The 12537-nt window shown below is 28.7% G+C and carries 14 protein-coding genes; 2 read left to right on the forward strand and 12 right to left on the reverse strand.

Going from position 1 to position 12537, the window contains the following annotated elements:
- Positions 1 to 2: 2 nt before the first annotated feature.
- Positions 3 to 743, forward strand: a complete 741-nt coding sequence (gene tatC, locus E2O22_RS03285; RefSeq protein ID WP_133319204.1) for a twin-arginine translocase subunit TatC — start codon at positions 3 to 5, stop codon at positions 741 to 743.
- Positions 730 to 1758 (forward strand): tRNA preQ1(34) S-adenosylmethionine ribosyltransferase-isomerase QueA, encoded by a 1029-nt coding sequence (gene queA / locus E2O22_RS03290; RefSeq protein WP_133319205.1) that lies wholly within the window; start codon positions 730 to 732, stop codon positions 1756 to 1758. The genes tatC and queA overlap by 14 nt, the downstream gene beginning before the upstream one ends.
- Here the strand turns inward: queA and mrdA are convergent.
- From mrdA to E2O22_RS03350, 12 genes are all read right to left on the reverse strand, one after another.
- On the reverse strand, positions 1751 to 3577 hold the full coding sequence (mrdA, locus tag E2O22_RS03295; protein WP_133319206.1) for a penicillin-binding protein 2: 1827 nt from the start codon (positions 3575 to 3577) through the stop codon (positions 1751 to 1753). The two genes, queA and mrdA, sit on opposite strands and share 8 nt — an antisense overlap.
- A gap of 1 nt (position 3578) precedes the next feature.
- On the reverse strand, positions 3579 to 4070 hold the full coding sequence (locus tag E2O22_RS03300; protein WP_133319207.1) for a hypothetical protein: 492 nt from the start codon (positions 4068 to 4070) through the stop codon (positions 3579 to 3581).
- Positions 4060 to 4659, reverse strand: coding sequence for a ribosome biogenesis GTP-binding protein YihA/YsxC (gene yihA, locus E2O22_RS03305; protein WP_133319208.1), 600 nt, complete (start codon positions 4657 to 4659; stop codon positions 4060 to 4062). Before yihA ends, E2O22_RS03300 begins: the two co-directional genes overlap by 11 nt.
- Positions 4656 to 5114, reverse strand: coding sequence for a lipopolysaccharide transport periplasmic protein LptA (gene lptA / locus E2O22_RS03310; RefSeq protein WP_133319209.1), 459 nt, complete (start codon positions 5112 to 5114; stop codon positions 4656 to 4658). Before lptA ends, yihA begins: the two co-directional genes overlap by 4 nt.
- The gene (locus E2O22_RS03315; protein ID WP_133319210.1) at positions 5096 to 5602 is read right to left on the reverse strand and encodes a hypothetical protein; all 507 of its coding nucleotides are present in this window, start codon (positions 5600 to 5602) and stop codon (positions 5096 to 5098) included. Before E2O22_RS03315 ends, lptA begins: the two co-directional genes overlap by 19 nt.
- Positions 5593 to 6081, reverse strand: coding sequence for an HAD hydrolase family protein (locus tag E2O22_RS03320; protein WP_133319211.1), 489 nt, complete (start codon positions 6079 to 6081; stop codon positions 5593 to 5595). The genes E2O22_RS03315 and E2O22_RS03320 overlap by 10 nt, the downstream gene beginning before the upstream one ends.
- 4 nt (positions 6082 to 6085) lie before the next feature.
- Positions 6086 to 6925 (reverse strand): septal ring lytic transglycosylase RlpA family protein, encoded by an 840-nt coding sequence (locus E2O22_RS03325; RefSeq protein ID WP_133319212.1) that lies wholly within the window; start codon positions 6923 to 6925, stop codon positions 6086 to 6088.
- Positions 6861 to 8012 (reverse strand): lytic transglycosylase domain-containing protein, encoded by a 1152-nt coding sequence (locus E2O22_RS03330; protein ID WP_133319213.1) that lies wholly within the window; start codon positions 8010 to 8012, stop codon positions 6861 to 6863. The genes E2O22_RS03325 and E2O22_RS03330 overlap by 65 nt, the downstream gene beginning before the upstream one ends.
- Complete coding sequence (locus E2O22_RS03335; protein WP_133319214.1) at positions 8012 to 8809, reverse strand: TatD family hydrolase; 798 nt, start codon at positions 8807 to 8809, stop codon at positions 8012 to 8014. Before E2O22_RS03335 ends, E2O22_RS03330 begins: the two co-directional genes overlap by 1 nt.
- Positions 8800 to 10044, reverse strand: a complete 1245-nt coding sequence (gene cbrR / locus E2O22_RS03340) for a bile resistance response regulator CbrR (protein WP_133319215.1) — start codon at positions 10042 to 10044, stop codon at positions 8800 to 8802. Before cbrR ends, E2O22_RS03335 begins: the two co-directional genes overlap by 10 nt.
- 67 nt (positions 10045 to 10111) lie before the next feature.
- Positions 10112 to 11626: an AAA family ATPase gene (locus tag E2O22_RS03345; RefSeq protein ID WP_133319216.1), complete on the reverse strand. Its 1515-nt coding sequence runs from the start codon at positions 11624 to 11626 to the stop codon at positions 10112 to 10114.
- Complete coding sequence (locus E2O22_RS03350; RefSeq protein WP_133319217.1) at positions 11626 to 12456, reverse strand: NAD(+)/NADH kinase; 831 nt, start codon at positions 12454 to 12456, stop codon at positions 11626 to 11628. The genes E2O22_RS03345 and E2O22_RS03350 overlap by 1 nt, the downstream gene beginning before the upstream one ends.
- Positions 12457 to 12537 lie beyond the last annotated feature (81 nt).

Consider the following 12537-nt stretch of genomic DNA (forward strand, 5'->3'; position numbering starts at 1 on the left):
GAATGTTTGAAGAATTAAAACCGCATTTAGTAGAACTTAGAAAAAGATTATTTATAAGCGTAGCTTGTGTTGTTGTAATGTTTTTTGTATGCTTTAGTTTTAATAGTTATATCATAGATATACTAAAAGCACCCGTTGAAGCAGCCTTACCTGAAATTTCAAAACAAATGACTTTCGTTGAATTACAAGAGCCTTTATTTACTGCAATGAAAGTTTCATTTTTTACAGCTTTTTTAATTTCTTTACCGGTTATTTTTTGGCAGTTTTGGAAATTCGTAGCACCAGGACTTTATGATAATGAAAAAAGACTAGTAGTGCCTTTTGTAAGCTTTGCTAGCATTATGTTTGCGCTTGGAGCTTTGTTTTGTTATTATATAGTCATACCTTTGGCTTTTAAATTTTTAATTGATTTTGGGGTGCAAACTCAAGATTTTAAACCTTTAATCAGCATAGGCTTGTATGTGGGATTTTTTACTAAACTTGTAGTTGCCTTTGGCTTAGCGTTTGAAATGCCTGTGATAACCTTTTTCTTTGCCAAACTTGGACTTATTGATGATGCATTTTTAAAAAAACACTTTAGGGTTTCAGTTTTAGTGATTTTTGTTTTTTCAGCTATGATGACACCACCTGATATAATCTCACAATTTTTAATGGCCGTTCCTTTGTGCGGGCTTTATGGAATTTCTATTTACATAGCCAAAAAAGTTAATCCTAGTCAAAAAGAAAATGATGAAAACGATTGATAAAGATCTTTTGCTTTCTAGTTATGATTATGATTTACCTAATGAACTTATAGCAAATTTTCCTATCTTACCCAAGGAGAATGCTAAACTTTTAGTTTATGAAAGATGTAAAGATCAAATTTTACATTTACATTTTAAGGACTTAGCTAAAATTTTACCACCTTGTGAAATTATCTTTAATGACACTAAAGTAATAAAAGCAAGAATTTATGGATTTAAAGAAAGTGGTAGCAAAATAGAACTTTTCATTAATCACCCTTTAAAAAATAATGATTTTTTAGTTCAAATTCGTGGTAAGGTTAAAGAAGGACAAATTTTATATTTTGAAAATTCTTTAAAAGCTAAAATCAAAAAATTACACGATGATGGCACAAGAGAAGTAGAATTTTTTAATGATGAAAAAAAATTCAATCATCATGAAGTTTTTGAAATTTTAGAAAAAATAGGCCATATACCTTTACCACCATATATTAAAAGAGCAGATGAAGCACAAGATAACATTAACTATCAAAGCATTTTTGCCAAAAATCAAGGTGCGGTTGCTGCACCCACTGCAAGCTTGCACTTTGATGAAGCAATGATAAAAGAACTTAAAAAAAATCATAATATCCATACTATCACACTTCATGTTGGTGCGGGAACTTTTAAAGGTGTAGAATGCGAAGATATACGCGAGCATAAAATGCATTCAGAATTTTTCTATGTTGATGATGAAACTTGTGCTTTGATTAATTCTTCTAAAAAAATACTTGGTGTAGGCACCACAGTTACTCGTTGCATAGAGTATTATCATAGAAAAAAATTAAAAGAAGGTTTTTGTGATTTGTTTTTACACCCACAAAATACCCCACAAAGACTTGATTTTTTACTCACTAATTTTCACTTACCAAAATCAACTCTTATTATGCTTGTGGCCTCTTTTATAGGTAGAGAAAAAACTTTAGAACTTTACCATGAAGCTATAAAAAACAAATATCGTTTTTATTCTTATGGCGATGGAATGCTAATCATTTAGCTTTTTTCTTAATATATTTTTTATCAATATAACCCAAATCTATAAGTTTTTGATAAATTTTAGCAAGTACAGGTCCGCCTGCGCTACTACCACTTTTTCCATGTTCGATTAAAACTACTACTACATATTGAGGTTTTTCATAAGGCGCATAAGAAGTAATCCAAGCATGAGATCTTAAAAAATACTCTAAATCCTCTTCTTTAATACGCTTTTTTTCACTTTGGGAAATTCCAACTACTTGAGCTGTTCCTGTCTTGGCTGCTATAGTAATAGGAGAATTTCTTAAAAATCTTGCTGTAGTTCCACCATCAACATTGGCCACCTCATACATCGCACGCCTTAAAAGTGGAAGTTTTGATAATTCAAAAGTCGTAAAAACACTTTCATTATTGTCAAAATTTACCTTAGTAACATTATCATCAATACTATGTAAAAAATGCGGTGTGATATTTTTAGCCGTAGCAATCATAGCTGTAAATTTAGCCACTTGCATAGGAGTAGCAAGAAAATCACCTTGACCTATGCTTGTATTTAAAGTTTCACCTTGATACCAAGGTTGATTGTATTTTTCTTTTTTCCAAATTCTATTAGGAACTGTTCCTATAAATTCATTAGGTAAATCTACTCCTGTTTTTGCACCAAAACCTATTCTTTCAAAAACAGAACTAATGATGTCAATACCAACCTCCAAAGCTCCTTTATAAAAATATACATCACAGCTTTCTCTAATAGCATCTGTCATATCTACATAACCATGACCTATAGCCTTCCAACATCTAAATTTTCTACCACCAAGTTCAAAGTTAGAATCACACAAATATTTATGATTTTCATTCACTTTTCCACTATCTAAAAATGCTAAAGCTGTTCCCATTTTTATAACTGAACCTGGAGGATAAAGACCATTAATGAGTTTATTAGTAAAAGGATGGTTTAAATCATTAGAAAGTTTATCCCATTCTTCTTGACTAATACCGGTAACAAAAGGATTGAGATTATATTCAGGAAAACTACCCGCTGCTAAAATAGCTCCACTTTTTACATCCATTACTATAGCAGCGCCTGCTAAATTTTCAAAAATACTAGCCAAGTATTCTTGCAAATCAAGATCAATGCTTAAAGTGATATTACTTGAAGTAGGTTTTTTATAAGAAAGTTCTTCTATTTCTTTATTTAACGCATTTACTTTGCTAACCTTTTCACCCTTTTGACCTTGCAAAATTTCATTATAAGAACGCTCTATACCGCTACGCCCTACATAGCTAGTTAATCTTGCAATTTCATTTTCATTCATATCGTTTAAATTTGCTTTTCCAACATAACCTATAACATGGCTAGCTAAAGCATCATAAGGATAAAATCTTTGAGTAGTAGATTTAACTTGCATATTTTCACGCAAATTAAGCTTAGTAAAATGCTTAATCATAGCATCATATTCTATAAATGGAACTACTTCTATATAATCTTGATTATAATAAGAATCTGCTTTTATATAATTTCGTTTTAATTTAGTTATGTTTAAATCAGGAAAAGCATCTACTATAACTTGCAATTCCTGCTCTAAAAGATTTCTGTTTTTCTTTTTTATATACAAATATGGCTTTATAGAGATTGAAAAACCTAATTTATTTACTGCTAAGGGCCTACCTTTAACATCTAAAATTTGCCCTCTTACAGGTGCTAAAAATTGCGTTTTAATGGCATTTTGTTTAGCTATTTCTTCATAATAAACATTAGATTTAATGCTTATATAATACACTCTAGCAAGTAAAAGTATAAAAAAACAAGCTATAAATCCCATCACCAAACGCATACGCATATTAGATTTTCCCTTTAAAAATAACAAAAGAAATCAAAGCTTCAACGACAAAAAACCATAGATATTCAATACCAAATTTTAAAATTTGACTATTATCTAAATATGCCAAAAATACATCAAAAAGATAGATAAAAATATAAGCACAAAAGGTAAATATAACGAGCAAATAATGGCCTAGTTTTAATTTACTTTTAAACCAATCAACAAAAAGATGATAAAAAACAAAAAAAGCTATCCAAGAACTAAAAAGATAAAATCCATGGATAATATCAATTAATAAAAGATAAAACAAAGAAAAATACCATCTAAAATCAAGCTTATTAAGAGTTCTTTCTTTTTCTTTTAAAAGCACTATCATATAACAAAAAAACACGCCAAACAAAGGAGGCATCCAATAATAAACAGAGCTTAGCACTTGATAAAAAATCAAAGATAAATAAAAAAATAAATAAGAAAAATCAAATCTATTTTTTACTAAATTTCTACTCCTCATTAAAACCTAAGCTCTCTAAAATAATTTTTTGTTCTAATTTATCAATACCACTTTTTTTCAAATTTGAAACTAAAATGGCATTTTTATTTACATTTAAAATTTTTGCTTTTTGACTTTGATTGAGCTTATCTGCTTTTGTATAAACTATTATTTTTTTTTGATCAGCTCTAATAAAAGAATCTAAATACAAATCCAAATTTGCATCAATATCTAAATTTTCATGTCTTGAATCTATTAGATGAATAAAAAGTTTGATAGAACTACGCTCTTTTAAAAACTCATCTAAATTTTTATTCCAAATAGCCTTAGTTTTTTTGCTCACTTTAGCATAACCAAAACCAGGTAAATCAATAAACATCAATTTAAATTTATCCTCATCTTTTTTACAATCAACTTCAAAAAAATTAATGAGTTGGGTTTTGCCTGGAGTTGAAGAACTTTTTGCTAAATTTTTATTCTTACAAAGAGTATTAATCAAAGAACTTTTTCCTACATTAGAGCGGCCTAAAAATGCAATTTCAGTATATATAGGCTGTGGAGCTTCATTTATTTTAGAAGCAGAAGTTAAAAATTTAGCATTTAATATCATTCTTTTACTTCAAATACAAATTTAGCAGGTTTTTTATCTTTACTAACTACTCTATAAGTCATATTTTTTCTATCTACTATAATTTTATCACCTATAAGCTCTTTTTTTGACTGCACTTCTATAATTTTTGCATTACCATTAATTTCATATGTATCTTTAGCTACATTATAAACAAACTCATCACCACTTCCATGATAAATCTTATCTTTCATCATAATTTTAAATTTAGCATCTTTAGTAGCTATATACTTAATGGGTTGTTTATTTTTCATATAAATGACTAATTTTTGCGAATTTAAAATATCTTTACCTTTTTTTACTTCCACATCACCGGTTAATATGCTCGTTTCATTTTTCTCATCCAAATAAAAATCTTTAGCATAAACTTCTATTTTTTGAGCACTAAATGCAAATAAATTTAACAAACACAAAAAAATTATTGCTCTAAAAACCATGCTTTTATTCCTTGAATTTTTAATTCTTTTTGACTCACATCATATAAAAAATTATCCCCAAAAACCTCATTTAACCCTATATATGCCTTAAATTTTTCATTGGAAAATAAAATTTTATTTTTCATATCATAAATTGCTTTTTGAGTAAAAATAGAAGTTTGATTTTGATCAAAATAACTTACATTACCTTCTAAAATGGATTTTTCATCATTTCTTACTAATAAATCCGAACTTAAATTATAATCAAGTGCTTGCACTTTAAAATCATCAAAAATATCTTTATCTTGGTATTTTACCCAACGACTTGCTTGATAGCTAGCTTTTGTAACAGATGTATTAAGCTCATAATCAAGCACATCAAAAGCTTGCATATTTGCCACATCTACCTTTTGCGGTTTTATTGCAAACAAATAAGGATCTTGAGTACTTAAAATCACCATAACAAAGGCAAATAAACTCATTAATATAGCAAAAATTTTTATCGCCAAAGTTTATCCCATTGAGCTTGCATATTATTATGTTCAATTAAAATTTCTATCATCTCACTCACTGCTCCATTACCACCTTTTCTGTTTAAAACTTTATCAGTTTTTAAAGCCTTATGCGCATCTTTTGGCTTAAAACTATAAGCAACTGCTTCAAGTAAGCTCATATCATTATAATAATCCCCAATAGCAGCACATTGAGAAAAGTCTAAATTTAATTTTTCTAAAATTTCTTTAGCGCAAGTTAATTTATCACTAATACCTTGATATACTAGATCAATTTTTAAATCTCTAGCTCTAAAATACACACACTCGCTAGTCCTGCCTGTAATAATAGCAACTTTTTTGCCAAGCTTTTGCCAAGCCTCAATTGCTGCACCATCTTTTACATTAAACTCTTTAATTTCACCATAATTTTGTGTGTAGATGATTTTACCATCTGTTAGACAACCATCTACATCTAAAAAAATAAGCTCTATCATAATTTTACTCTCTTACTATAAACGCACCGGGAAAAGAACCACCATCAACAAAATCCCTTGCTTCTTGCTCGCTTCTAAAGCCTTTTAAAAATACTCTATGTAAACCATCTTTAGCACTTGTTTGTATTGTTGAAGTATAAGAATTATAATTTTTATATCTACTTGCTATTAACTCTGCGCCACTTTTATTTCTAAATGCCCCAATTTGCACCATAAAAGCTCCACCTTGGAAAATATGGCCACTATCAGCAATCTCCCCACTGCTACCTAAATTAGAATTAGTATGCACTGAACCTGAATTTGCACTTGTTCCAAAACCAATTACTTCAAGTCTTACAGGAGCCGTTCCTGCTTGAATCATATCAATATCTCTTGCGGCCATATTAGATAAATCTATAATCCTACCTGCTACAAAAGGTCCTCTATCATTTATTCTTACGGTAGTTTGACGATGATTTTTTAAATTAGTTACCTTTACTATAGTATTCATAGGTAAAGTTTTATGAGCTGCTGTATAAGCATGTTGATCATAAGTTTCACCATTGGAAGTTTTTTTACCATGAAAGCCCGGTCCATACCAACTAGCTATACCATCAGCAGTCTCACCTACTTCTACTACGGTTGGATAATATGTTTTACCATTAATAGTATAAGGTTTCATAGTGCCTTTTAAGCCTGTATTATTATGCTTTATACTTTTAAAATCTCTTTCTGGATAATACACAGTAGGTGTGCTAATAGGCACCATACTACAAGCACTAAATAAAACCCCTACACAACTAACGACTAACGACTTTTGTATGAGAGTTTTTTGGTAATTTTTGAGTAGTTTTGATTTTTGCATTGTTATTCTCCTTAATTTTTAACACAAGTTTTTGATTAATATTAATCAAGTTTCCTTTGATTTTATTATATTCTTTAATGCTTTCAACACTAATTTTATGTTTTTTTGCAATAGTATAAAGACTATCACCCTTTTTTACTATATAAATTTTTGTATGCGGAATAGTTGTATCCACTTTAGCTAGCTTTACATTCTCTAATGCATTTTCCACAGCCACACTTTTACTTAAAGGAATATACATATAATAATCTTTTTTATCAGGCGGAGTAAAGTCATAATTAAAATGTGGATTATAACGCTTAAATTCATTATAAGACATCTTAGCTACTTTAGCAAGCTCTCTTAAAGAAACACTTGGTGGAACAGGTATTTTTTTAACTTCACTCGATAGAGCATAATTAAGCAAAGCACTATCTTGTGAAATCAAAAAATCATTATTATTAGCCAAAAATGCCATAGTAAGAATTTTTCTAATAAAAATTCTAGTTTCCAATGGTAAATATTTCTTATCAGGATCAAGCAAGATTCTTAAATCATCACTTTTTGCTTTTTTTATAGCTTGGCGTAATTTACCATCACCACAATTATAAGCTAAAATTGCTAAATACCATTTTCCAAACTGCTCTTTTAATTGCTTTAAATAAGCAATGGCTGCATAAGTTGATTTGACTAAATCTCTTCTCTCATCAACATAAGGATCTATTCTTAAACCTAAAGTTTGTGCTGTTGGCTTCATAAACTGCCAAACACCTACTGCTTTAGTTCTAGAAACACTATGAATTTTTAAACCAGATTCTACAATTGCCAAATATAAAAATTCTTGAGGAATATTTTCTTTTTCTAAAATTTTACGGATAATTGGAGTGATTTTATAAAATTCTCTCATGGTATCAACTAAAGTTTTAGAATGCATATTTAAAGAAGATTCTTTAAATTCTAAAAATAACATATCACTAAGATAGCTTGCTTCTATGTCTAAATTTCTTAGAATTTGAGCTTGCTGAGTATAATATTCAGGAGTTACCTGCAAGGCTTTAGCATTTAAACATAATAATACTAATATAAAAAATATAAAGTTTTTTTTCATTATAAACCTTGAAAAAACAAACGATTAGCATTTAAATTCGTAAGTTTTACTACTTCAACTTTAGATAATTTTAAAAGATCAGATATTTTTTGTGCTACAAAATGCGTTAAAATAGGATCATTTACTTTACCACGATGTGGTTCTGGAGTTAAATAAGGCCCATCTGTTTCCAAAACAAGTTTATCTTTTGGAATTTTAGATAAAATTTCCACTAATTTTTTTGCATTTTTAAAAGTTAAAACCCCGCCTATACCAAAATAAAATCCTTCATCTGCTAGTTGAAGTAAAAGCTCGCTTGCATTAAAGCAATGCAAAACACCGCCTTGTAATTCTTTTGAGTATGTTTTTAGAATATTAAAGCTGTCTTCATTAGCTTCACGCACATGCACAATCAATGGCTTTTTATATTCAATAGCTAGTTGTATTTGAGCTATAAAAACTTCTTTTTGTCTTGTTTTGATAGTATCATCATTAGTATTTAAACGATAATAATCAAGCCCACACTCACCCACTGCGATACATTTTTTATCATCTATAAATTCTTTTAAAACTTCTAAATCAAAATCATCTATATCATAAGGATGCACCCCACAAGAAAAATACACATTATCATAAGTATGTGCTATCTCTCTTGCTCTTGGTAGATCTTTTATATCTGCACCTGGTATAATGATTTTATCTACACCATTTTCAAATGCATGCGTTAACATCTCATCTAAATATCCAAAATAAGCTTGACTATCTAGATGACAATGAGTATCTATGATTTTTTCGCTAAAATCACAATCTAAAAACATACCTCTACCCTATTTTTTCCATTAGCCTTAGCTAAATCTAATGCCTTTTGTGCGTTATTGAGCAAATCTTGCATTTGGCTTCCTTTACTACCAAAAGCAACCCCCACAGAGATGCTATAATCAACCTCGTCTAAAGCTATTAAAACGCTTTCTTTGGAAATATTAACTCTTATATTTGAAAAAGCTTTTAAAGCCTCTTTATTGCTTATATTTTTTAAAGCAATGTAGAATTTACCATCTTCAATTCTAGTAGCTAAATCCATACCACGAATTTGATCTTTAATCTTTTCGGCTGTATGTTTTATCACTCCATCACCGCAATCATAACTTAATTCATAATTAATTGTTGCAAGATTATCAATATCAATCAAAGCCAACGCCATTTCTTCATTTTCTTGTATATCTTCTAAATAATCTAAAAATCTTTTTTCAAAAGTAGCATAATCATCAAGTCCTGTTAATAAATCTTTACCTAAACTATACTCATCTAGCAAAACACACTTTTGCATATAATCTAAACAATTATTTACTCTACAATTAAGTGATTCTTTTTGGAAAGGTCTAATCACATAATCATTCACACCTTTTCTAAAAGCTCTTGCTTCTAATGCATCATCTTTATCCCCAACCATAATCACACCAAGTTCTATTTTAGAATATTTTGAGCGAATTTCTACAAGTAAATCTTCCCCATTAATTACCGGCATAGTAGCATCGCAAATTACTAATTTTGTATCAGGATGATCACTTAAATAGCTTAGTGCCTCTTCCCCATGAGCTGCTGCTAAAACATTAAAAAGCTGATTGTTTAAGTTTTTCTTCATTTCTGCGCGTAAAGTTACATTTGCAATTGCTAAAATTATCTTAGTTTTATTATTTTTTTGAAGCATTCTAATAGAATTTAACATTTCATTAATACAATCTTCACTTTCTTTTTGAATATAATTAATAATATCTTTTTCCATAAATTTTTTACGAGTTTGTCCGTCATTACTTCCTGTAAGAACAATAGCGGGGATATTTTTTTCTAAAACTACATCAACCACTTCACCATTAGGAGCATCTGGTAAACAAAGATCTACAAAAGCCATAAAATAATCATTTTTTAATAAATCTTTTGCACTATTCATATCAAAAGCAACATCTACCTTTAATCCTAAAGTATTTTCTACTTTTTTTGCTAAAAGTTTAGTTAGCATCTTATTATCATCAATGATTAAAATTTTTTCTTCCATGGTAAAACACTCTCTTTAAATAATTTTAAAAAACTAATTATATCATATTGAAATTTACTTTTTGTTTTTAAAGCAAAGTTCTAGTAAATTCTAAAGCTTCTTGGGTAATATTTTCCCCGCTTACCATTCTAGCAAGTTCTTTTACTCTTTCTTCTTTTTCTATCTTTCTTACCCTACTTTCATTTCCTATTTTTTCTACTAGGAAGTGATTGCTTGCTTTTGATGAAAGCTGTGGTAAGTGTGAAATTGCAAAAATTTGATAAAACTTAGCAAGCTCTTTTAAAACTTCAGCTATACTCATTGCTTCTTTACCACTTAAATTTGCATCAATTTCATCTAAAAATATTATCCCACTAGCTTTATTAGTAACATTACATTCAGTTGCGATAAAAGAAAGTCTTAAACGATTTATCTCACCTGAGCTTAAATTTTTCAAACTAGCTTCATTTATATTTAAATTCACTTCATCTTTACCTAAAATACTCAAAGCACAATCTTTAAGCTCTAATTTAATCTCTTTCATATAAAGTTTTTCAAGATAAAAATTAAGTAATTTCTCAAGCTCTTTTAATCTTTTTTTGCGCAAAGTACTTAATTTTTGGCTTTTCTCATCTAAAAGTATTTTAGCATTTTGCACTTTCTCTTCTAATTCTTTTTTTTCAAAACTTAAATTTTCATAATGAGCTAATTCTGCTTTTTTCTTCTCTAAAGCTTCTAAAGCTTCTTCTATACTTCCATATTTTGAAATCAAAGAAGAAAGTTTTTCTATCCTATCAAGCACTTCTTCTATATCAAAATCAAAATCATCAAAACTTTGATTTTCCCACACCACCCTTAGTTCATTTAAACACTCTGAAAAAAATGAACTATCAACATCACTAATTTGCAAAGCTTCAATCACTGCTGATTCTAATTCAAAAATTTTGCTTGCCCTGTTCCAAGCTGCATCAATTTTGTCTTTTTTAGAAAGCCTTTTTTTTAAACTCATCAACTCATCAAATTCGCCTATTTTTGGGTTAATACTTTGGATTTTTTGTATTTCAAAGCTTGTAAATTCTTTTAATTCTTCTACCTTTTTTTCTTCTTCTTGAATTTTTTCTAATTTAATTTTATTTTCTATATATTCTTTATAAACATTTTTATATTCATTTAAAAAATCTTTAAATTTCTTATCTTCTTTTGATTGCATAAAATCAAGTAAGTTTAAAAATCTTTCATTTGAAAACTCATTATTTTCCTTAGCTGAAAGATATTTTACAAATTTCTTAGAAAGTAAGGCTAAATTCTTTTTTGAAATAAGTTGATTATTGACAAAATAACGCGAGCTTTTATCTTTTAAAAGTTTAAATACATTTAATTCTTCATTTTCAATGCCAAACTCATCTAATTCAAGCTCATCATTTAATAAAACTTCCACCATTTTAGCTTCGCTCTCACTTAAAGCAAATGCTGCTAAAATAGCCTTAAAAAGCACAGACTTTCCAGCACCACTTAAACCAGTAAAGACAGTAAGCCCCACTTCTAAGTCTAATTTTGCTTGTTTAAAACCTAAATTTTCTTTGATTAAAATACTTTCTATCATCACTTACCCCAATTTAACTTTTCTTTTAAAACTTGGAAATAATCTCTATCTTTTTTATGTATAAAACTAAGTTCTTTTTTACTAAGTCCTATAAGAATTTTATCATATTCTTTAGGATCAACCACTTCTTGCCCGTCTAAATACAACAAACAATGCTCAACTTTTAGCTCAAGCTCGAAACCATAAGGCAAAACTATAGGCCTTTGAGTTAGAGAATGAGAACAAACCGGAGTTAGAACAAAAATTTCACTCCAAGGATGTACTATAGGCCCACCTGCGCTAATATTATAAGCAGTTGAACCACTTGAACTAGCTATAATCAAACCATCTCCATAATAAGCATTAAAAAGTTTATTTTCAAAAAAAACTTCCACATTTGCCATTAAAGCATTATCACGAGAAAAAACCGCGTCATTAAAAGCAAATTTTTTAATGATTTTATTCTTTTTACAAAGCGTTATTTGAAGCATTTTAGCTTTTTCTATTTTAAAATCATTTTTAAAAAAATCTTTAAAAAAACTTTCTACTTCATTAAAAGAAAAAGCAGTTAAAAAACCTAAATTTCCTGCATTTATCCCTAAAATAGGCTTTTTTGCTTGATAAGCTTGCCTACATAAAGACAAAAGCGTGCCGTCCCCACCTAGAGAAATTAAAAAATCTAATTTCTGTAAATCTTTAAGATTATTTTTTTTCTGATCTAATAGCACAAGCTCTATATTTTTTTGCAAAAAAATTGTTTTTAAAAAAGCAATTTGCTCATTTAAATTTGTATTTAACCTGCAAAATAAGCCTACTTTTTGAATTTTTTCTATATTTATACATTTTTTCATAAAAAAATTATAACAAAACTTAGCTAAGCAAAAGAATAAAATACTATAATAACAAAATTGAACAAAATTAAGCTAAGGAAA

It is taken from the genome of Campylobacter lari (assembly GCF_004357905.1).
GTDB lineage: Bacteria > Campylobacterota > Campylobacteria > Campylobacterales > Campylobacteraceae > Campylobacter_D > Campylobacter_D lari_D.